We start from the raw sequence: 22,514 nt of genomic DNA on the forward strand, positions 1-22,514 counted from the left end.
ATGAGCTAATCAACTCTTTATTGGAGAGTTTGATCCTGGCTCAGGACGAACGCTGGCGGCGTGCCTAATACATGCAAGTCGAGCGGACTTTGAAAGCTTGCTTTTAAAGTTAGCGGCGGACGGGTGAGTAACACGTGGGCAACCTGCCTGTAAGACTGGGATAACTTCGGGAAACCGGAGCTAATACCGGATAATCCTTTTCCTCTCATGAGGAAAAGCTGAAAGACGGCATCTCGCTGTCACTTACAGATGGGCCCGCGGCGCATTAGCTAGTTGGTGAGGTAACGGCTCACCAAGGCAACGATGCGTAGCCGACCTGAGAGGGTGATCGGCCACACTGGGACTGAGACACGGCCCAGACTCCTACGGGAGGCAGCAGTAGGGAATCTTCCGCAATGGACGAAAGTCTGACGGAGCAACGCCGCGTGAGTGATGAAGGTTTTCGGATCGTAAAGCTCTGTTGTTAGGGAAGAACAAGTACAAGAGTAACTGCTTGTACCTTGACGGTACCTAACCAGAAAGCCACGGCTAACTACGTGCCAGCAGCCGCGGTAATACGTAGGTGGCAAGCGTTGTCCGGAATTATTGGGCGTAAAGCGCGCGCAGGCGGTCCTTTAAGTCTGATGTGAAAGCCCACGGCTCAACCGTGGAGGGTCATTGGAAACTGGGGGACTTGAGTGCAGAAGAGAAGAGTGGAATTCCACGTGTAGCGGTGAAATGCGTAGAGATGTGGAGGAACACCAGTGGCGAAGGCGACTCTTTGGTCTGTAACTGACGCTGAGGCGCGAAAGCGTGGGGAGCAAACAGGATTAGATACCCTGGTAGTCCACGCCGTAAACGATGAGTGCTAAGTGTTAGAGGGTTTCCGCCCTTTAGTGCTGCAGCAAACGCATTAAGCACTCCGCCTGGGGAGTACGGCCGCAAGGCTGAAACTCAAAGGAATTGACGGGGGCCCGCACAAGCGGTGGAGCATGTGGTTTAATTCGAAGCAACGCGAAGAACCTTACCAGGTCTTGACATCCTCTGACACTCCTAGAGATAGGACGTTCCCCTTCGGGGGACAGAGTGACAGGTGGTGCATGGTTGTCGTCAGCTCGTGTCGTGAGATGTTGGGTTAAGTCCCGCAACGAGCGCAACCCTTGATCTTAGTTGCCAGCATTAAGTTGGGCACTCTAAGGTGACTGCCGGTGACAAACCGGAGGAAGGTGGGGATGACGTCAAATCATCATGCCCCTTATGACCTGGGCTACACACGTGCTACAATGGATGGTACAAAGGGCAGCAAAACCGCGAGGTCGAGCAAATCCCATAAAACCATTCTCAGTTCGGATTGTAGGCTGCAACTCGCCTACATGAAGCTGGAATCGCTAGTAATCGCGGATCAGCATGCCGCGGTGAATACGTTCCCGGGCCTTGTACACACCGCCCGTCACACCACGAGAGTTTGTAACACCCGAAGTCGGTGGGGTAACCTTTTTGGAGCCAGCCGCCTAAGGTGGGATAGATGATTGGGGTGAAGTCGTAACAAGGTAGCCGTATCGGAAGGTGCGGCTGGATCACCTCCTTTCTAAGGAAAATGGAATTTACATTCCATCATAGATTGTTGACGATTTGTTGTTCAGTTTTGAGGGAGCAATTAATTCCTCAAAACAGTAAGAAGTTTGAGGGTAAAGAGAAACGAGTAGATCAAGGAAGCGCCTGAGTGAGCACCGGAGCGTACAACAGTACGTGAGGAGCAGAACGAAGAAGCTGACGAAGGGATGCGTAGTTTATCTTTAGCCGAAATTGTTCCTTGAAAACTAGATTATGAATAGTAAAAACAAGAAAGAAACCGAGTAATCGCCATCTTAGATTCTCTATGTAAATAGAAGAATTAAAAACTAAGGCTTTTAAGCCAATTAGTTAAGTTAGAAAGGGCGCACGGTGGATGCCTTGGCACTAGGAGCCGATGAAGGACGGGATTAACACCGATATGCTTTGGGGAGCTGTAAGTAAGCTTTGATCCAGAGATTTCCGAATGGGGGAACCCTCTATCCGTAATGGGATAGAATCTTTACCTGAATACATAGGGTACTGAAGGCAGACCCGGGGAACTGAAACATCTAAGTACCCGGAGGAAGAGAAAGCAAACGCGATTCCCTGAGTAGCGGCGAGCGAAACGGGATTAGCCCAAACCAAGAGGCTTGCCTCTTGGGGTTGTAGGACACTCTATATGGAGTTACAAAGGAACGGGGTAGACGAATCGATCTGGAAAGGTCAGTCGTAGAAGGTAAAAACCCTGTAGTCGAAACTTCGTTCCCTCTTGAGTGTATCCTGAGTACGGCGGGACACGAGAAATCCCGTCGGAAGCAGGGAGGACCATCTCCCAAGGCTAAATACTCCCTAGTGACCGATAGTGAACCAGTACCGTGAGGGAAAGGTGAAAAGCACCCCGGAAGGGGAGTGAAATAGATCCTGAAACCGTGTGCCTACAAGTAGTTAGAGCCCTTTTATGGGTGATAGCGTGCCTTTTGTAGAATGAACCGGCGAGTTACGATTACATGCGAGGTTAAGTTGAAGAGACGGAGCCGCAGCGAAAGCGAGTCTGAATAGGGCGAAATAGTATGTGGTTGTAGACCCGAAACCAGGTGATCTACCCATGTCCAGGGTGAAGTCCAGGTAACACTGGATGGAGGCCCGAACCCACGCACGTTGAAAAGTGCGGGGATGAGGTGTGGGTAGCGGAGAAATTCCAATCGAACTTGGAGATAGCTGGTTCTCTCCGAAATAGCTTTAGGGCTAGCCTCAAGATTGAGAGTATTGGAGGTAGAGCACTGTTTGGACTAGGGGCCCCCATCGGGTTACCGAATTCAGACAAACTCCGAATGCCAAATACTTATTCTTGGGAGTCAGACTACGAGTGATAAGATCCGTGGTCAAGAGGGAAACAGCCCAGACCACCAGCTAAGGTCCCAAAGTATACGTTAAGTGGAAAAGGATGTGGAGTTGCTTAGACAACCAGGATGTTGGCTTAGAAGCAGCCACCATTTAAAGAGTGCGTAATAGCTCACTGGTCGAGTGACTCTGCGCCGAAAATGTACCGGGGCTAAACGTATCACCGAAGCTGTGGATTGACATCTATGATGTCAGTGGTAGGAGAGCGTTCTAAGGGCGTTGAAGCTAGACCGTAAGGACTGGTGGAGCGCTTAGAAGTGAGAATGCCGGTATGAGTAGCGAAAGATGAGTGAGAATCTCATCCACCGAATGCCTAAGGTTTCCTGAGGAAGGCTCGTCCGCTCAGGGTTAGTCGGGACCTAAGCCGAGGCTGAAAAGCGTAGGCGATGGACAACAGGTTGATATTCCTGTACCACCTTTAAATCGTTTGAGCAATGGGGGGACGCAGGAGGATAGGGTAAGCGTGCTGTTGGATTAGCACGTCCAAGCAGTTAGGCCGGTAATGAGGCAAATCCCATTACCATATGGCGGAGCTGTGACGGCGAGGGAAATATAGTACCGAAGTTCCTGATTCCACACTGCCAAGAAAAGCCTCTAGCGAGATTTATGGTGCCCGTACCGCAAACCGACACAGGTAGGCGAGGAGAGAATCCTAAGGTGAGCGAGAGAACTCTCGTTAAGGAACTCGGCAAAATGACCCCGTAACTTCGGGAGAAGGGGTGCTCTTTTGGGTGTTAAAGCCCGAGAGAGCCGCAGTGAATAGGCCCAGGCGACTGTTTAGCAAAAACACAGGTCTCTGCGAAGCCGCAAGGCGAAGTATAGGGGCTGACACCTGCCCGGTGCTGGAAGGTTAAAAGGAGGGGTTAGCACGTGTAGTGCGAAGCTCTGAATTGAAGCCCCAGTAAACGGCGGCCGTAACTATAACGGTCCTAAGGTAGCGAAATTCCTTGTCGGGTAAGTTCCGACCCGCACGAAAGGTGTAACGATCTGGGCACTGTCTCAACGAGAGACTCGGTGAAATTATAGTACCTGTGAAGATGCAGGTTACCCGCGACAGGACGGAAAGACCCCGTGGAGCTTTACTGCAGCCTGATATTGAATTTTGGTACAGCTTGTACAGGATAGGTAGGAGCCTTGGAAGCCGGAGCGCCAGCTTCGGTGGAGGCATTGGTGGGATACTACCCTGGCTGTATTGACATTCTAACCCGCACCCCTGATCGGGGTGGGAGACAGTGTCAGGTGGGCAGTTTGACTGGGGCGGTCGCCTCCTAAAAAGTAACGGAGGCGCCCAAAGGTTCCCTCAGAATGGTTGGAAATCATTCGTAGAGTGTAAAGGCACAAGGGAGCTTGACTGCGAGACCTACAAGTCGAGCAGGGACGAAAGTCGGGCTTAGTGATCCGGTGGTTCCGCATGGAAGGGCCATCGCTCAACGGATAAAAGCTACCCCGGGGATAACAGGCTTATCTCCCCCAAGAGTCCACATCGACGGGGAGGTTTGGCACCTCGATGTCGGCTCATCGCATCCTGGGGCTGTAGTCGGTCCCAAGGGTTGGGCTGTTCGCCCATTAAAGCGGTACGCGAGCTGGGTTCAGAACGTCGTGAGACAGTTCGGTCCCTATCCGTCGTGGGCGTAGGAAATTTGAGAGGAGCTGTCCTTAGTACGAGAGGACCGGGATGGACGCACCGCTGGTGTACCAGTTGTCTTGCCAAAGGCATCGCTGGGTAGCTATGTGCGGAAGGGATAAGTGCTGAAAGCATCTAAGCATGAAGCCCCCCTCAAGATGAGATTTCCCATAGCGTAAGCTAGTAAGATCCCTGAAAGATGATCAGGTTGATAGGTCAGAGATGGAAGCGTGGCGACATGTGGAGTTGACTGATACTAATAGATCGAGGACTTAACTAAAATGAAAAGCGGAAACGCCTGTTTATCGACGTAGAAACTGGAGGAGCATCGACTGAGATAAAGGAAACACGATGAACGTAAGTGAATCGATGTTGACTTATCGTAGGGAGATGATCGGAAGTTTGATAGGCGATAGGCGTTGGAGCTGGACAAAATGATTACTCATTTCTTTCTTTTTACTTCATAATCTAGTTTTGAGGGAATAACCTCAAAATAAAATAGTCTGGTGGCGATAGCGAGAAGGTCACACCCGTTCCCATACCGAACACGGAAGTTAAGCTTCTCAGCGCCGATGGTAGTTGGGGGTTCTCCCCCTGTGAGAGTAGGACGTCGCCAGGCGATTATATTATAATGGAGGATTAGCTCAGCTGGGAGAGCATCTGCCTTACAAGCAGAGGGTCGGCGGTTCGATCCCGTCATCCTCCACCATTTTTATTGGACAAACTTTTATATGCCGGTTTAGCTCAATTGGTAGAGCAACTGACTTGTAATCAGTAGGTTGGGGGTTCAAGTCCTCTAGCCGGCACCATTTGTGAGCCATTAGCTCAGTCGGTAGAGCATCTGACTTTTAATCAGAGGGTCGGAGGTTCGAATCCTCCATGGCTCATCTTATTTTTGTCTGCGGGTGTGGCGGAATTGGCAGACGCACTAGACTTAGGATCTAGCGCCGCAAGGCGTGGGGGTTCGACTCCCTTCACCCGCACCAATTATAATTAAATATATGCGGAAGTAGTTCAGTGGTAGAACACCACCTTGCCAAGGTGGGGGTCGCGGGTTCGAATCCCGTCTTCCGCTCCATGAAAAACAATGCCGGGGTGGCGGAACTGGCAGACGCACAGGACTTAAAATCCTGCGGTAGGTGACTACCGTACCGGTTCGATTCCGGTCCTCGGCACCATTGTTTTTAAATATAAAGCGCCCGTAGCTCAATTGGATAGAGCGTCTGACTACGGATCAGAAGGTTATGGGTTCGACTCCTTTCGGGCGCGCCATTATATTTCGGGAAGTAGCTCAGCTTGGTAGAGCACTTGGTTTGGGACCAAGGGGTCGCAGGTTCGAATCCTGTCTTCCCGACCATTATCAATTATACGGGGCCTTAGCTCAGCTGGGAGAGCGCCTGCCTTGCACGCAGGAGGTCAGCGGTTCGATCCCGCTAGGCTCCACCAAAAAATATATTGACAGTATGTTTAATAACTGTTATTATATAAAGGTTGCTTCTAATAGCAACAAACAAATTGCTCTTTGAAAACTGAACAAACAAACGTCAACAATAATCGTTTTATAACGAATGTTATAGAGTGAAAACAAGTAATACAAAAGCTAGAGTTTAGCAATGAGCTAATCAACTCTTTATTGGAGAGTTTGATCCTGGCTCAGGACGAACGCTGGCGGCGTGCCTAATACATGCAAGTCGAGCGGACTTTGAAAGCTTGCTTTTAAAGTTAGCGGCGGACGGGTGAGTAACACGTGGGCAACCTGCCTGTAAGACTGGGATAACTTCGGGAAACCGGAGCTAATACCGGATAATCCTTTTCCTCTCATGAGGAAAAGCTGAAAGACGGCATCTCGCTGTCACTTACAGATGGGCCCGCGGCGCATTAGCTAGTTGGTGAGGTAACGGCTCACCAAGGCAACGATGCGTAGCCGACCTGAGAGGGTGATCGGCCACACTGGGACTGAGACACGGCCCAGACTCCTACGGGAGGCAGCAGTAGGGAATCTTCCGCAATGGACGAAAGTCTGACGGAGCAACGCCGCGTGAGTGATGAAGGTTTTCGGATCGTAAAGCTCTGTTGTTAGGGAAGAACAAGTACAAGAGTAACTGCTTGTACCTTGACGGTACCTAACCAGAAAGCCACGGCTAACTACGTGCCAGCAGCCGCGGTAATACGTAGGTGGCAAGCGTTGTCCGGAATTATTGGGCGTAAAGCGCGCGCAGGCGGTCCTTTAAGTCTGATGTGAAAGCCCACGGCTCAACCGTGGAGGGTCATTGGAAACTGGGGGACTTGAGTGCAGAAGAGAAGAGTGGAATTCCACGTGTAGCGGTGAAATGCGTAGAGATGTGGAGGAACACCAGTGGCGAAGGCGACTCTTTGGTCTGTAACTGACGCTGAGGCGCGAAAGCGTGGGGAGCAAACAGGATTAGATACCCTGGTAGTCCACGCCGTAAACGATGAGTGCTAAGTGTTAGAGGGTTTCCGCCCTTTAGTGCTGCAGCAAACGCATTAAGCACTCCGCCTGGGGAGTACGGCCGCAAGGCTGAAACTCAAAGGAATTGACGGGGGCCCGCACAAGCGGTGGAGCATGTGGTTTAATTCGAAGCAACGCGAAGAACCTTACCAGGTCTTGACATCCTCTGACACTCCTAGAGATAGGACGTTCCCCTTCGGGGGACAGAGTGACAGGTGGTGCATGGTTGTCGTCAGCTCGTGTCGTGAGATGTTGGGTTAAGTCCCGCAACGAGCGCAACCCTTGATCTTAGTTGCCAGCATTAAGTTGGGCACTCTAAGGTGACTGCCGGTGACAAACCGGAGGAAGGTGGGGATGACGTCAAATCATCATGCCCCTTATGACCTGGGCTACACACGTGCTACAATGGATGGTACAAAGGGCAGCAAAACCGCGAGGTCGAGCAAATCCCATAAAACCATTCTCAGTTCGGATTGTAGGCTGCAACTCGCCTACATGAAGCTGGAATCGCTAGTAATCGCGGATCAGCATGCCGCGGTGAATACGTTCCCGGGCCTTGTACACACCGCCCGTCACACCACGAGAGTTTGTAACACCCGAAGTCGGTGGGGTAACCTTTTTGGAGCCAGCCGCCTAAGGTGGGATAGATGATTGGGGTGAAGTCGTAACAAGGTAGCCGTATCGGAAGGTGCGGCTGGATCACCTCCTTTCTAAGGAAAATGGAATTTACATTCCATCATAGATTGTTGACGATTTGTTGTTCAGTTTTGAGGGAGCAATTAATTCCTCAAAACAGTAAGAAGTTTGAGGGTAAAGAGAAACGAGTAGATCAAGGAAGCGCCTGAGTGAGCACCGGAGCGTACAACAGTACGTGAGGAGCAGAACGAAGAAGCTGACGAAGGGATGCGTAGTTTATCTTTAGCCGAAATTGTTCCTTGAAAACTAGATTATGAATAGTAAAAACAAGAAAGAAACCGAGTAATCGCCATCTTAGATTCTCTATGTAAATAGAAGAATTAAAAACTAAGGCTTTTAAGCCAATTAGTTAAGTTAGAAAGGGCGCACGGTGGATGCCTTGGCACTAGGAGCCGATGAAGGACGGGATTAACACCGATATGCTTTGGGGAGCTGTAAGTAAGCTTTGATCCAGAGATTTCCGAATGGGGGAACCCTCTATCCGTAATGGGATAGAATCTTTACCTGAATACATAGGGTACTGAAGGCAGACCCGGGGAACTGAAACATCTAAGTACCCGGAGGAAGAGAAAGCAAACGCGATTCCCTGAGTAGCGGCGAGCGAAACGGGATTAGCCCAAACCAAGAGGCTTGCCTCTTGGGGTTGTAGGACACTCTATATGGAGTTACAAAGGAACGGGGTAGACGAATCGATCTGGAAAGGTCAGTCGTAGAAGGTAAAAACCCTGTAGTCGAAACTTCGTTCCCTCTTGAGTGTATCCTGAGTACGGCGGGACACGAGAAATCCCGTCGGAAGCAGGGAGGACCATCTCCCAAGGCTAAATACTCCCTAGTGACCGATAGTGAACCAGTACCGTGAGGGAAAGGTGAAAAGCACCCCGGAAGGGGAGTGAAATAGATCCTGAAACCGTGTGCCTACAAGTAGTTAGAGCCCTTTTATGGGTGATAGCGTGCCTTTTGTAGAATGAACCGGCGAGTTACGATTACATGCGAGGTTAAGTTGAAGAGACGGAGCCGCAGCGAAAGCGAGTCTGAATAGGGCGAAATAGTATGTGGTTGTAGACCCGAAACCAGGTGATCTACCCATGTCCAGGGTGAAGTCCAGGTAACACTGGATGGAGGCCCGAACCCACGCACGTTGAAAAGTGCGGGGATGAGGTGTGGGTAGCGGAGAAATTCCAATCGAACTTGGAGATAGCTGGTTCTCTCCGAAATAGCTTTAGGGCTAGCCTCAAGATTGAGAGTATTGGAGGTAGAGCACTGTTTGGACTAGGGGCCCCCATCGGGTTACCGAATTCAGACAAACTCCGAATGCCAAATACTTATTCTTGGGAGTCAGACTACGAGTGATAAGATCCGTGGTCAAGAGGGAAACAGCCCAGACCACCAGCTAAGGTCCCAAAGTATACGTTAAGTGGAAAAGGATGTGGAGTTGCTTAGACAACCAGGATGTTGGCTTAGAAGCAGCCACCATTTAAAGAGTGCGTAATAGCTCACTGGTCGAGTGACTCTGCGCCGAAAATGTACCGGGGCTAAACGTATCACCGAAGCTGTGGATTGACATCTATGATGTCAGTGGTAGGAGAGCGTTCTAAGGGCGTTGAAGCTAGACCGTAAGGACTGGTGGAGCGCTTAGAAGTGAGAATGCCGGTATGAGTAGCGAAAGATGAGTGAGAATCTCATCCACCGAATGCCTAAGGTTTCCTGAGGAAGGCTCGTCCGCTCAGGGTTAGTCGGGACCTAAGCCGAGGCTGAAAAGCGTAGGCGATGGACAACAGGTTGATATTCCTGTACCACCTTTAAATCGTTTGAGCAATGGGGGGACGCAGGAGGATAGGGTAAGCGTGCTGTTGGATTAGCACGTCCAAGCAGTTAGGCCGGTAATGAGGCAAATCCCATTACCATATGGCGGAGCTGTGACGGCGAGGGAAATATAGTACCGAAGTTCCTGATTCCACACTGCCAAGAAAAGCCTCTAGCGAGATTTATGGTGCCCGTACCGCAAACCGACACAGGTAGGCGAGGAGAGAATCCTAAGGTGAGCGAGAGAACTCTCGTTAAGGAACTCGGCAAAATGACCCCGTAACTTCGGGAGAAGGGGTGCTCTTTTGGGTGTTAAAGCCCGAGAGAGCCGCAGTGAATAGGCCCAGGCGACTGTTTAGCAAAAACACAGGTCTCTGCGAAGCCGCAAGGCGAAGTATAGGGGCTGACACCTGCCCGGTGCTGGAAGGTTAAAAGGAGGGGTTAGCACGTGTAGTGCGAAGCTCTGAATTGAAGCCCCAGTAAACGGCGGCCGTAACTATAACGGTCCTAAGGTAGCGAAATTCCTTGTCGGGTAAGTTCCGACCCGCACGAAAGGTGTAACGATCTGGGCACTGTCTCAACGAGAGACTCGGTGAAATTATAGTACCTGTGAAGATGCAGGTTACCCGCGACAGGACGGAAAGACCCCGTGGAGCTTTACTGCAGCCTGATATTGAATTTTGGTACAGCTTGTACAGGATAGGTAGGAGCCTTGGAAGCCGGAGCGCCAGCTTCGGTGGAGGCATTGGTGGGATACTACCCTGGCTGTATTGACATTCTAACCCGCACCCCTGATCGGGGTGGGAGACAGTGTCAGGTGGGCAGTTTGACTGGGGCGGTCGCCTCCTAAAAAGTAACGGAGGCGCCCAAAGGTTCCCTCAGAATGGTTGGAAATCATTCGTAGAGTGTAAAGGCACAAGGGAGCTTGACTGCGAGACCTACAAGTCGAGCAGGGACGAAAGTCGGGCTTAGTGATCCGGTGGTTCCGCATGGAAGGGCCATCGCTCAACGGATAAAAGCTACCCCGGGGATAACAGGCTTATCTCCCCCAAGAGTCCACATCGACGGGGAGGTTTGGCACCTCGATGTCGGCTCATCGCATCCTGGGGCTGTAGTCGGTCCCAAGGGTTGGGCTGTTCGCCCATTAAAGCGGTACGCGAGCTGGGTTCAGAACGTCGTGAGACAGTTCGGTCCCTATCCGTCGTGGGCGTAGGAAATTTGAGAGGAGCTGTCCTTAGTACGAGAGGACCGGGATGGACGCACCGCTGGTGTACCAGTTGTCTTGCCAAAGGCATCGCTGGGTAGCTATGTGCGGAAGGGATAAGTGCTGAAAGCATCTAAGCATGAAGCCCCCCTCAAGATGAGATTTCCCATAGCGTAAGCTAGTAAGATCCCTGAAAGATGATCAGGTTGATAGGTCAGAGATGGAAGCGTGGCGACATGTGGAGTTGACTGATACTAATAGATCGAGGACTTAACTAAAATGAAAAGCGGAAACGCCTGTTTATCGACGTAGAAACTGGAGGAGCATCGACTGAGATAAAGGAAACACGATGAACGTAAGTGAATCGATGTTGACTTATCGTAGGGAGATGATCGGAAGTTTGATAGGCGATAGGCGTTGGAGCTGGACAAAATGATTACTCATTTCTTTCTTTTTACTTCATAATCTAGTTTTGAGGGAATAACCTCAAAATAAAATAGTCTGGTGGCGATAGCGAGAAGGTCACACCCGTTCCCATACCGAACACGGAAGTTAAGCTTCTCAGCGCCGATGGTAGTTGGGGGTTCTCCCCCTGTGAGAGTAGGACGTCGCCAGGCTGCCAAAAGGTTCTAAAGGCTTATTGCTTTTAGGGCTTTTTTTTATGTTTTTTTACTGTTATTTTTTCTCCATGGATAATAACTTCATTCAATACTTCCCCATCTGATATAAGCCGGCGTTTTTTAATTGGCTGTTTTCTAAAAGATTGTTGTTTTTTCAATCAGAGAAAAAAATTAGTTGGAAATGTTCCGGCTGTGGGTAATAGCAACAAACTTTACGAAAACAGCTTTTTAATTAAACTATACCTAAATGCAGAATTGCTAAACAATCAAACTTGAAAATTGTGATAAATCAGACTATAGTTAATATAATCTTTATACAACCACCTCTTCTTTCATGAAAGAATGACTATAACAGGTTTGGAATAGCTAAAAAATGGGAAAATTAATAAAACGTCTTCCTTGCTAAATATTATTTTTATCGTGTATAATTATAGTCAAATATAGTCAAAGTCAGAAGGGGGAGGCTTGGTGAGAAATATTTCGGATATAATTGAGAATTACTTAAAAGAAGTATTAGAAATGAGCGAAAAATCATTAGTGGAAATCAAGCGAAGTGAAATCGCCGATAAATTCGAATGTGTACCATCACAAATTAACTATGTAATAAATACCCGTTTTACTATAGAAAAAGGGTATGTAGTCGAAAGTAAACGTGGTGGTGGCGGTTTTATTCGAATTATGAAAGTTCAAACGTATGATCATGCCCATTTAATTGACCAATTACTATCCCTTATTCAAAGTCGGATACCTCAAAATAGTGCAGAAAATTTAATTCTTCGATTAGTAGAAGAAGATGTTATTAATAAGAGAGAAGCAAAAATTATGTTAAGTGTAATCGATCGCTCTGTATTATATTTAGAATTACCATATAGAGATGAATTAAGAGCAAGATTATTAAAGGCGATGTTAACGTCATTAAAATATAAATAATATCCCTTTGATTAAATTGAGGTGAGAACTATGATGTGTACGGAATGTAATCAAAGACCAGCTACTTTACATTTTTCAAAAAATATTAATGGGAAAGTAACAGAGTTTCATCTCTGTGAGCATTGTGCAAAGGAAAATGGCGATATATTTATGATTAATGGTTCATCTGGTTTGTCTTTGAATAATTTATTAGCTGGGTTATTAAATATAGAGCCAAGTTTTCAACACATCACAGAAGATACTTATAAGAGACAAAAACCTTTACAGTGTAAAGATTGTCAAATGACATTTTCTCAATTCAGGAAAATAGGTAAATTAGGATGTCCTCATTGTTACGATACATTTAAGGAACAACTGTTACCGTTTATTAAACGACTCCACGGGGGGAATATTGAACACAAAGGAAAAATCCCGGAGCGCATTGGTGGTCATTTTCTTATCAAAAAGGAAATTGAGCAGTTGCGATTGGAGTTGAAGGAACTAATTAATAACGAAGAATTTGAAAAAGCAGCAGTCATTCGAGATGAAATAAAAAGTAAAGAAAAACAGTTAACTTCTTTTATCGAGGGAGGGGAGTAACGTGTCTTTAGAAAAATTTATAAGTAAAGCACGAACTTCATGGATGTGTTCTGATGGACCAGACTCTGAAATCGTTCTTACCTCTCGAATTCGATTAGCAAGGAATATACAGGATGTGAAATTTCCTCTTTTATTTTCGAAAGAAGAAGCTGAGAATGTGATCCAGCAAGTAGAACATGCAATAGTTAAGGAATCAAATGATCAGATGGAACTGCTTGAAATGAGTGACTTAAATGAATTGGAAAAAAGAGTTCTTGTAGAGAAACATCTAATCAGTCCTCAACTTGCTGAACAATCTCCTTATGGAGCAGCAATATTATCAGAAGATGAAGAAGTAAGCATCATGGTTAATGAAGAGGACCATATTCGCATTCAATGTATCAAGCCTGGTCTTCAAATAGTAGAGGCCTTTAAAGAGGCTAATAGGATTGATGATTTATTAGAAAAAAAGATTAATTATGCTTACCATGTAGAAACGGGATATTTGACAAGTTGTCCGACTAATATCGGAACAGGTCTTAGAGCTTCTGTTATGATGCATTTACCAGGAATGGTATTAACGCAACAGATGAATCGGATTATCCCAGCTATTCAACAGCTTGGCTTAGTAGTTAGAGGCATTTATGGGGAAGGTAGCGAGGCTCTCGGAAATATTTTTCAGATTTCTAACCAAATAACTTTGGGTAGATCCGAAAAAGACATAATTGAGGAATTAAAAAGTGTTGTTACTCAATTAATTGATCAAGAAAAAGAATCGAGAAATGCATTAGCCAAAACCTCTAACATACAATTAGAAGATAGAGTCTTCCGTTCCTACGGAATATTAAGTAATAGTCGTATTATGGAAACAAAGGAAGCGGCAAAATGTCTGTCTGATGTTCGATTAGGTATTGATATGGGATATATAAAAAATATATCCAAAAGTATCCTTAATGAATTAATGATTCTTACTCAGCCAGGGTTTTTACAACTATATGCTGGGGAACAAATGAATCCCAATGATCGCGATATACGTCGTGCATCCTTAATAAGAGAAAGATTAAAATTGGAAACAGAATAGAGATTCTAAGGAGGATGAAAGTATGATGTTTGGTCGATTTACAGAAAGAGCGCAGAAGGTATTAGCACTTTCCCAGGAAGAAGCAATTCGTTTAGGACACAATAATATTGGTACAGAGCATATTTTACTTGGGTTAGTTCGTGAAGGAGAAGGAATAGCAGCGAAAGCTCTATCAGCGCTTGGATTAGGAGCTGAAAAAATTCAAGAGGAAGTAGAAAATTTGATTGGTCGTGGTCAAGATGCTGCCCAAACTATTCATTATACGCCAAGAGCTAAAAAAGTGATCGAACTGTCAATGGACGAAGCAAGAAAATTAGGTCATTCTTATGTTGGTACAGAACATATTCTTTTAGGCTTAATTAGAGAAGGAGAAGGGGTAGCAGCCAGAGTATTAAATAATCTAGGTGTAAGTCTAAATAAAGCACGACAACAAGTACTTCAGTTACTTGGAAGTAGTGAATCTGGAAATCACCCAGGTGGCTCAGCTGCTAGTGCGAATACACCAACACTTGATAGCTTAGCTCGTGATTTAACAGCTATCGCAAGAGAGGGTAGTCTAGATCCAGTTATCGGAAGAAGCAAGGAAATCCAGCGTGTTATTGAAGTATTAAGTAGACGTACTAAAAATAACCCAGTGTTAATAGGGGAACCTGGTGTAGGTAAAACAGCTATTGCTGAAGGCCTAGCACAACAAATTGTTCAAAATGAAGTTCCTGAAATCTTAAGAGATAAACGGGTAATGACATTGGATATGGGTACAGTGGTTGCTGGAACGAAGTATCGTGGTGAATTCGAAGATCGTCTGAAGAAAGTAATGGATGAAATTCGCCAAGCGGGGAATATTATTCTGTTCATCGATGAGTTGCATACTTTAATTGGTGCAGGTGGTGCAGAAGGAGCTATTGATGCTTCCAATATACTGAAGCCGTCTTTAGCTCGAGGAGAGCTTCAATGTATTGGTGCCACTACATTAGATGAATATCGTAAATACATTGAAAAAGATGCTGCTTTAGAAAGAAGATTTCAACCTATTACAGTAGATGAACCAACTAGTGAAGAATCAATCCAAATTTTAAAAGGATTAAGAGATCGATATGAGGCTCATCATCGCGTTTCTATTACAGATGAAGCAATTGATGCAGCTGTTAAATTGTCTGATCGTTATATTTCTGATCGTTTCTTACCGGATAAAGCAATTGATTTAATTGATGAGGCTGGTTCGAAGGTTCGATTAAGATCATATACTACTCCACCAAATTTAAAAGAGTTAGAAGTGAAGTTAGAGGAAGTACGCAAAGAGAAGGACGCATCTGTTCAAAGTCAAGAATTTGAAAAGGCTGCTTCTTTACGAGATACAGAACAAAGATTAAGAGAACAATTAGAAGAAACAAAGAAAAATTGGAAAGAAAAACAAGGCCAAGAGAATACAGAAGTGACAGTGGAAGATATTGCAAGTGTTGTTTCAAGTTGGACTGGGATTCCTGTATCTAAGCTTGCGCAAACAGAAACAGATAAGTTGTTAAATATGGAAAATATTCTTCATAACCGAGTTATTGGCCAGGAAGAAGCTGTTATCGCTATTTCCAAGGCAGTAAGACGTGCAAGAGCTGGGTTAAAAGATCCAAAAAGACCAATTGGCTCCTTTATTTTCCTTGGTCCTACTGGAGTAGGGAAAACTGAACTTGCTCGTGCCCTTGCTGAGTCTATGTTTGGGGATGAAGATGCTATGATTCGTATCGATATGTCTGAATACATGGAGAAGCATTCTACTTCAAGATTAGTAGGATCCCCTCCAGGATATGTTGGATATGAAGAAGGCGGACAATTGACAGAGAAAGTAAGAAGAAAGCCATATTCTGTAGTGCTTTTAGATGAAATTGAAAAAGCTCATCCAGATGTGTTTAATATCTTACTTCAAGTGCTTGAAGATGGTCGCTTAACAGATTCTAAAGGACGTACAGTTGATTTCCGAAATACAGTTTTAATTATGACTTCCAATGTAGGTGCTTCAGCGTTAAAGCAAAATAAATATGTTGGTTTTAACGTTCAAGATGGAGATCAAGACTATAAAGATATGAAGGGCAAAGTAATGGAAGAGCTAAAAAGAGCATTCCGTCCAGAATTCTTAAACCGTATAGATGAAACAATTGTCTTCCATGCCTTAGAGAAGAAGCATTTAAAAGAAATTGTTACGTTAATGGCAGATCAGTTAGTTAAGCGCCTAACTGAACAGGATATTCAGTTGACTATTACAGAAGCAGCGAAAGAAAAAATTGCAGAAGAAGGATATGATCCGGAGTATGGGGCAAGACCACTACGTCGTGCGATCCAAAAGCATGTAGAGGATCGATTATCAGAAGAACTTCTAAAAGGAACGGTATTAACTGGTCAACAAATTGAATTGGATGTAGAAAATGGTGAGTTTACTGTTAAGGTAAATGGTGAAGAGCCGGCAGTAAATCTACAAAAATAACGCTAACAACATTTAAATAAGTGACACACGTATTACAGCTTTACGTGTGTCATTTCTTTATTTAATGTAAAATAGGAAAAAAACTAATCCTCTACTTAATCATGACGATCAGATTAGGATACATATGCTACGATGGGGAAAGTTAGAGAATGAAGGGAAAGGAGGCTGAATATGGCTAAAAGAAAAACCAAGTTTCTTTGCCAGGAATGCGGATATGAATCTGCAAAATGGATGGGGAAATGTCCTGGTTGTGGAAACTGGAATACGATGGTGGAAGAAGTAGAAAAAAGCACTGTTCAAAGAAAAGGAGCATTTGCGCACTCAGCTACCAGTACTATTGCAGCAAAACCTATTCCTATAACTAGCATTGAAACAGTCAATGAGCCAAGAATATATACGGACTTAATGGAATTAAACCGTGTTCTTGGGGGAGGAGTGGTTCGTGGTTCGCTAGTATTAATAGGTGGAGATCCAGGAATAGGGAAGTCAACGCTTCTTTTACAAGTATCTTCCCAATTGGCACAAAAAAAACACTCTGTGCTATATGTGTCTGGAGAGGAGTCTCAAAAACAAACAAAATTAAGAGCAGATCGTTTAGGCGTAGTTTCCGACCATTTGCTCGTTTATTCAGAAACAAATCTAGAGGATATAAGCAGAACTATTGAAAATACGAATGTAGAGTTTGTTGTGATTGACTCGATTCAAACAATCTACCATCCAGAGGTTACATCTGCACCAGGAAGTGTCTCTCAAGTTAGAGAATGTACAGCAGAATTAATGAGAATCGGAAAAACAAAAGGAATAGCAATCTTTATTGTAGGACATGTAACAAAGGAAGGTTCGATTGCAGGACCGAGATTGCTTGAACATATGGTTGATACTGTATTGTATTTTGAAGGAGAAAGACATCATACATATCGTATTTTACGTGCTGTAAAGAATCGCTTTGGCTCAACTAATGAGATGGGAATTTTTGAAATGAAAGAAGTTGGTCTTGAAGAAGTAGAGAATCCATCTGAGATTTTTCTTGAGGAACGTTCACAAGGTGCTGCTGGTTCTACGGTGGTAGCCTCAATGGAAGGAACGAGACCTGTTCTTGTTGAAATACAAGCATTGATTTCACCGACTAGCTTCGGAAATCCACGAAGGATGGCAACTGGGATAGATCATAATAGAGTCCCGTTGTTAATGGCTGTATTGGAAAAAAGAGTAGGAATGTTATTGCAGAATCAAGATGCATATTTAAAAGTAGCTGGCGGTGTAAAGTTAGATGAGCCCGCTATTGATTTAGCAATCGCAGTTAGCATTGCCTCAAGCTTCCGAGATAAACCGACAAGAGCAACTGATTGTATTATAGGGGAAGTAGGATTAACTGGAGAAGTTAGAAGAGTTTCTCGAATAGAACAAAGGGTACAAGAGGCTGCAAAATTAGGTTTCGAGCGTGTTATTATCCCATCAAATAATTTAAGCGGTTTAAAGGCTCCAAAAGGTTTAGAAGTTGTCGGAGTACATACAGTAGCAGAAGCTTTAACAGCTGCTTTAGGCCATTAATTTCAAAAAAAATACATTGATGTGAATTTTCAGTTGTGTTAAAATGGAATATTTATTTATTTGACAGGCATTTGTTTTTAATGCTAATCTAGTTTTATCAAATAAAATAGGTATTTATCTCTTTGTCTGTGTTATATTTCCATTTTTGCCAGGGTTTTTGTATTTTTAAGTATCTTGCCATTATAAAATTATTACTTTTGATAGGGGTATGCAGGCATTTTATTTCCCGCGCAATGTGAGAGATTCTATCTATTAACACTAGTATTTGACATAGTCATCATATCTATAAAAATAACTTTTTCATTACAAATTAAAATTTCCTGTAATATTAGGTTTCAAAACTGGGAATTTGTTTATAATGTGAAAGAGGAGGTGGAAGTATTGTTAAAACGCATTGTTCAAGTTTGTTTTTTAATTATTGGAGGAACAATCGGATTTTTATTTATTCCTGATTTATTCTCAGTAATGTCTATCGATCATGATCTTATTAATAACGCATATGTGTCAGCAATACTTGGTGCCATTATTTTTTATCTTATTACTTTTTGGGCGATTGATTATATTGTTAACTTTATTAAGTTTTTAGAAGAATCAATTGTAAAGGCTCCAATTACGGATATAATCTTTGGTAGTCTTGGAATCGGATTTGGATTAACGTTAGCCTTTTTAGTAGGGTATGCTTTGACGTCGGTCCCTGTGCTTAATACTGTCGCTCCAATCCTTTTATCATTACTTTTTGGATATTTAGGCTTTCAAGTTGGGTTTAAAAAGAGAGATGAATTATTAACACTCTTCACAGCTAGAAAGAAAAAAGTAGTGGAAGAGGAACCCGTAAAAGTTGAGAAAAGTAATTTAAAAATATTGGATACTAGTGTTATTATTGATGGAAGAATAGCTGATATTTGTCAAACGGGTTTCCTAGAGGGCACGATTGTTATTCCGCAATTTGTTCTTGGAGAACTTCAGCATATAGCAGATTCATCCGATGCGCTAAAACGTAATCGTGGAAGAAGAGGTTTAGATATCCTTAATCGAATACAAAAGGAATTAGCAATTAAAGTGGAAATTTACGAAGGTGATTTTGAAGATATCGCAGAAGTAGATAGTAAACTAGTCAAATTAGCTAAATTAACAAACGGCGTTGTTGTAACGAATGATTTTAACTTAAACAAAGTATGTGAACTGCAGAAGGTTGCTGTTCTTAATATTAATGATTTAGCCAATGCTGTAAAACCGGTTGTTCTTCCAGGAGAAGAGATGAAGATACAAATTATAAAAGATGGAAAAGAGCACAATCAAGGCGTTGCATATCTTGATGATGGAACAATGATTGTAGTAGAAGAAGGACGCAATTATATTGGAAAACATATCGATGTTCTAGTAACGAGTGTTTTGCAGACATCTGCAGGGCGAATGATTTTTGCTAAACCAAAATTATTAGAAAAAGCATTGTAAGAATAGGGGTTAGTTACATGACTTATGAAGTCATTATTCCGGCAGCAGGACAAGGGAGACGAATGGGACTAGGGAAAAACAAACTGTTTCTTGAGTTAGACCGTTTACCAGTATTTATTCATACCTTAATTGTCTTTGAAAATGATCCGAACTGTAATGGAATATGGTTGGTAGTTAGTTCAGACGATAAAAAAATAATGGATGAACTAGTAAAGAAACATAGCATTACAAAAGTTACTGCGCTAATTGAGGGTGGTGCAGAGAGACAGCATAGTGTTTACCATGCAGTAAAGGAAATACCGGATGATACAATTGTTCTTGTTCATGATGCGGCGAGACCTTTTATACAAACAGAGCAAATTGCTAGATTAACAAAGGTTGCAAAGGAAAGTGGCGCAGCTGTTTTAGCAGTACCGATTAAAGACACCGTCAAAAAAGTGAATGGTGAATTGGTAGTGGAAACAGTTGAGCGTTCAAGCTTGTGGGCGATTCAGACCCCACAAGCTTTTCGCATTTCCATTTTAAAGGAAGCGCATGAAAGAGCTGTTGTAGATACATATATAGGAACAGATGATGCTAGTTTGGTGGAAAGATTAGGACAAGCTGTGCAAATTGTAGAAGGAAACTATGACAATATTAAATTAACGACACCAGAGGATTTATACTTTGCTGAGGCGATAGTGGCGAAGCGAAAAAAAAGCAAGTAATGTACCGTTATAGTCAGGACTTTTGGAATAAATTTAGATTTTGTAAATAAAAGAATGGAGGAATTAAGATGTTTCGAATTGGTCAAGGATTTGATGTTCACCAATTAGTAAGCGGAAGACCACTTATTATTGGAGGGATAGAAATTCCATACGAAAAAGGGCTATTAGGACACTCTGATGCTGATGTCTTGTTACATACGATTGCAGACGCTTGTTTAGGGGCGATTGGAGAAGGAGACATTGGAAAACACTTTCCAGATACAGATGAAGCATTTAAAGATGCTGATTCGGCAAAGCTATTGCAGCATGTATGGCAAATAGTGAAGGAAAAAGGCTACAAATTAGTGAATGCTGATTGTACCATCATGGCTCAGCTGCCTAAAATGGCCCCCCATATTCAAGCGATGCAAGCAAGAATTGCGGATTTACTTGAAACAGAGAAAGAGAATGTAAATGTCAAAGCGACAACTACAGAAAAATTAGGGTTTACAGGAAGAGGAGAAGGTATTGCCTCGCAAGCGGTAGTATTGCTCCAAAAAAGAAATGTGTAAATGATAGGTATTATAAAGGTGAACACCTTTTAAAGAAAAAAACAAAGTGATAGAATAGATGAGAAAAAGCGTAATTTATCAAGGAGGCACAACCATGTCTAACGAAATTCGTGTTCGTTATGCTCCAAGTCCAACAGGGCATTTGCATATAGGGAATGCACGTACAGCATTATTTAATTATTTATTTGCACGCAGTAAAGGCGGAAAGTTTATCATCCGCATTGAAGATACGGATAAAAAAAGAAATATCGAAGGCGGAGAAGAAAGCCAGTTAAAATATTTGAAGTGGCTTGGAATGGACTGGGATGAAAGTACGGATATTGGTGGAGAATACGGTCCGTATCGCCAGTCTGAAAGAAATGATATTTATAAAAAGTACTATACAGAGATGCTAGACAAGGATCTTGCTTATAAGTGTTATTGTACGGAAGAAGAAATTGAAGCAGAAAGAGAAGAGCAAGTAAGTAGAGGAGAAACACCTAAGTATTCTGGAAAATGTCGTCATTTAACAAAGGAACAACAAGAAAAATTAGAAGCAGAAGGAAGACAACCTAGTATTCGAATTCGTGTTCCGGAAAATATCGTTTATGAGTTTAATGATATGGTAAAAGGGGACGTTTCCTTTGAGTCAGAAACAATTGGCGATTATGTCATTGTTAAAAAGGATGGTACTCCAACATACAATTTTGCGGTTGCAATAGATGATCATTTAATGGACATTACCCACGTTCTACGTGGAGATGACCATATTACCAATACACCAAAACAATTAATGATCTATGATGCATTTGGTTGGGAAAGACCAATATTTGGCCATATGACTTTGATTGTCAATGAAAGTAGAAAGAAATTAAGTAAGCGTGATGAATCGATTATTCAATATATCGAGCAATATGAAGAGTTAGGCTATTTACCTGAAGCTTTATTTAATTTCATTGCTCTATTAGGATGGTCACCAGAAGGAGAAGAGGAATTATTCTCTATCGAAGAATTTATCCGTATTTTTGATCCAGCGAGATTATCTAAATCTCCTGCACTATTTGATCAAAATAAATTGGCATGGATGAATAATCAATATATTAAGAAGGCAGATTTAGAAACGGTTGTTCGTCTAGCTGTTCCCCACTTAGAAAAAGCCGGTTTAGTGAGTGAAAATCGTTCGGCTGAAGAAGCGGCATGGGTAAATAATCTGGTTGGTCTATATCAAGAGCAAATGAGCTGTGGAGCAGATATTGTAAACTTATCTACTTTATTCTTCAGTGATGAAATCCATTATGATGGAGAAGCAGAAGAAGTTTTAGCTGGTGAGCAGGTTCCTAGTGTAGTACAAGCGTTTAAAGATGCCTTATCTGAAATGCCGGAATGGAGTGCAGATCAGATAAAGGCTTCTATTAAAGCGGTTCAAAAGGCTACAGGTCAAAAAGGGAAAAACTTATTTATGCCAATTCGTGTGGCTACAACTGGACAAACCCATGGACCAGATTTACCAAAAGCAATTGAGCTTTTAGGAAAAGAAAAAATTGAAGCAAGATTAACAGCATTAATTAGTTAACATTTTCGGTGAAATGTAATATAGTAGTAGGAAAGCTATATCGAAAAAAACGAAGAAGAGGAAAAGTAAAAAAAGAGAAGCTTATTAGAGAGAATCATCACCCGGCTGAAAGTGATTCAAGTAACCTCTTTTTTGAAGTGCGCCTCAGAGTCCTGTATCGAAAAGAATGATTTATTAGTAGATAGAGGCGGAACCTATCCGTTAACAGGGATGAGTGGAGATTATTGCGAAGAGCAATGATCTAAACAGAGTGGAACCGCGCCGGAAAAAGCGTCTCTGTCTTTTAGACAGAGGCGCTTTTTTAT

General features: G+C 43.5%; 10 protein-coding genes, 9 tRNA genes, 6 rRNA genes and 1 other annotated feature. Of the genes, 24 read left to right on the top strand and 1 reads right to left on the bottom strand.

Annotation, left to right across the window (positions count from 1 at the left end):
- Positions 1-17: 17 nt before the first annotated feature.
- The 15 genes from NKG37_RS06840 (at position 18) to rrf (NKG37_RS06910) (ending at position 11,348) form a co-directional block, all read left to right on the top strand.
- Positions 18-1,567: ribosomal RNA gene (locus tag NKG37_RS06840) — 16S ribosomal RNA — on the top strand.
- A 333-nt stretch (positions 1,568-1,900) separates the two neighbouring features.
- Positions 1,901-4,838, top strand: a 23S ribosomal RNA gene (locus NKG37_RS06845).
- Positions 4,839-5,060: 222 nt separating this feature from the next.
- Positions 5,061-5,177 (top strand): 5S ribosomal RNA (gene rrf, locus NKG37_RS06850).
- Positions 5,178-5,191: 14 nt separating this feature from the next.
- Positions 5,192-5,267, top strand: a tRNA-Val gene (locus tag NKG37_RS06855).
- Positions 5,268-5,291: 24 nt separating this feature from the next.
- Positions 5,292-5,367: transfer RNA gene (locus tag NKG37_RS06860), tRNA-Thr, on the top strand.
- A gap of 5 nt (positions 5,368-5,372) precedes the next feature.
- A tRNA-Lys gene (locus NKG37_RS06865) sits at positions 5,373-5,445 on the top strand.
- Positions 5,446-5,459: 14 nt separating this feature from the next.
- A tRNA-Leu gene (locus NKG37_RS06870) sits at positions 5,460-5,544 on the top strand.
- Between the two features lie 17 nt (positions 5,545-5,561).
- Positions 5,562-5,636, top strand: a tRNA-Gly gene (locus NKG37_RS06875).
- Between the two features lie 11 nt (positions 5,637-5,647).
- Positions 5,648-5,736: transfer RNA gene (locus NKG37_RS06880), tRNA-Leu, on the top strand.
- Positions 5,737-5,753: 17 nt separating this feature from the next.
- Positions 5,754-5,830: transfer RNA gene (locus NKG37_RS06885), tRNA-Arg, on the top strand.
- An 8-nt stretch (positions 5,831-5,838) separates the two neighbouring features.
- Positions 5,839-5,915 (top strand) — tRNA-Pro (locus tag NKG37_RS06890).
- Positions 5,916-5,928: 13 nt separating this feature from the next.
- Positions 5,929-6,004 (top strand) — tRNA-Ala (locus NKG37_RS06895).
- A 184-nt stretch (positions 6,005-6,188) separates the two neighbouring features.
- A 16S ribosomal RNA gene (locus tag NKG37_RS06900) occupies positions 6,189-7,738 on the top strand.
- Positions 7,739-8,071: 333 nt separating this feature from the next.
- Positions 8,072-11,009, top strand: a 23S ribosomal RNA gene (locus tag NKG37_RS06905).
- A gap of 222 nt (positions 11,010-11,231) precedes the next feature.
- Positions 11,232-11,348, top strand: a 5S ribosomal RNA gene (gene rrf / locus NKG37_RS06910).
- The 16S, 23S and 5S rRNA genes sit together here with 9 tRNA genes alongside, the layout of an rRNA operon.
- A gap of 29 nt (positions 11,349-11,377) precedes the next feature.
- On the opposite strand, the gene NKG37_RS26030 is transcribed toward rrf (NKG37_RS06910), so the two are convergent.
- A complete protein-coding gene (locus NKG37_RS26030; protein WP_302183211.1) occupies positions 11,378-11,509 on the bottom strand; it encodes a hypothetical protein in 132 nt (43 codons plus the stop codon).
- 310 nt (positions 11,510-11,819) lie between these two features.
- On the opposite strand from NKG37_RS26030, the gene NKG37_RS06915 reads away from it, so the two are divergent.
- The 9 genes from NKG37_RS06915 to gltX all read left to right on the top strand — a co-directional run bounded on the left by NKG37_RS06915 (position 11,820) and on the right by gltX (position 22,209).
- A complete protein-coding gene (locus NKG37_RS06915; RefSeq protein WP_016204528.1) occupies positions 11,820-12,281 on the top strand; it encodes a CtsR family transcriptional regulator in 462 nt (153 codons plus the stop codon).
- Between the two features lie 30 nt (positions 12,282-12,311).
- Positions 12,312-12,860: a protein-arginine kinase activator protein McsA gene (locus NKG37_RS06920; protein WP_040344102.1), complete on the top strand. Its 549-nt coding sequence runs from the start codon at positions 12,312-12,314 to the stop codon at positions 12,858-12,860.
- Between the two features lies 1 nt (position 12,861).
- Positions 12,862-13,920 carry a protein-arginine kinase McsB gene (locus NKG37_RS06925; RefSeq protein WP_169187593.1) on the top strand — a complete coding sequence of 353 codons (1,059 nt, stop codon included), beginning with the start codon at positions 12,862-12,864 and terminating at the stop codon, positions 13,918-13,920.
- Positions 13,921-13,942: 22 nt separating this feature from the next.
- Positions 13,943-16,393, top strand: coding sequence for an ATP-dependent protease ATP-binding subunit ClpC (clpC, locus tag NKG37_RS06930; RefSeq protein WP_016204530.1), 2,451 nt, complete (start codon positions 13,943-13,945; stop codon positions 16,391-16,393).
- A gap of 171 nt (positions 16,394-16,564) precedes the next feature.
- Entirely contained in the window at positions 16,565-17,944 is a 1,380-nt protein-coding gene (gene radA / locus NKG37_RS06935; RefSeq protein ID WP_016204531.1) for a DNA repair protein RadA, read from the top strand.
- A gap of 381 nt (positions 17,945-18,325) precedes the next feature.
- Positions 18,326-19,399 (top strand): PIN/TRAM domain-containing protein, encoded by a 1,074-nt coding sequence (locus NKG37_RS06940; RefSeq protein WP_016204532.1) that lies wholly within the window; start codon positions 18,326-18,328, stop codon positions 19,397-19,399.
- A gap of 17 nt (positions 19,400-19,416) precedes the next feature.
- The gene (ispD, locus tag NKG37_RS06945; protein ID WP_016204533.1) at positions 19,417-20,106 is read left to right on the top strand and encodes a 2-C-methyl-D-erythritol 4-phosphate cytidylyltransferase; all 690 of its coding nucleotides are present in this window, start codon (positions 19,417-19,419) and stop codon (positions 20,104-20,106) included.
- A gap of 68 nt (positions 20,107-20,174) precedes the next feature.
- Positions 20,175-20,657, top strand: coding sequence for a 2-C-methyl-D-erythritol 2,4-cyclodiphosphate synthase (ispF, locus tag NKG37_RS06950; RefSeq protein WP_016204534.1), 483 nt, complete (start codon positions 20,175-20,177; stop codon positions 20,655-20,657).
- A 94-nt stretch (positions 20,658-20,751) separates the two neighbouring features.
- Positions 20,752-22,209 carry a glutamate--tRNA ligase gene (gene gltX / locus NKG37_RS06955; protein WP_224427558.1) on the top strand — a complete coding sequence of 486 codons (1,458 nt, stop codon included), beginning with the start codon at positions 20,752-20,754 and terminating at the stop codon, positions 22,207-22,209.
- A 43-nt stretch (positions 22,210-22,252) separates the two neighbouring features.
- Positions 22,253-22,490 (top strand) — a binding site (T-box leader).
- Positions 22,491-22,514 lie beyond the last annotated feature (24 nt).

Source organism: Niallia sp. RD1, from assembly GCF_024219955.1.
Taxonomy (GTDB): domain Bacteria; phylum Bacillota; class Bacilli; order Bacillales; family Cytobacillaceae; genus Niallia; species Niallia alba.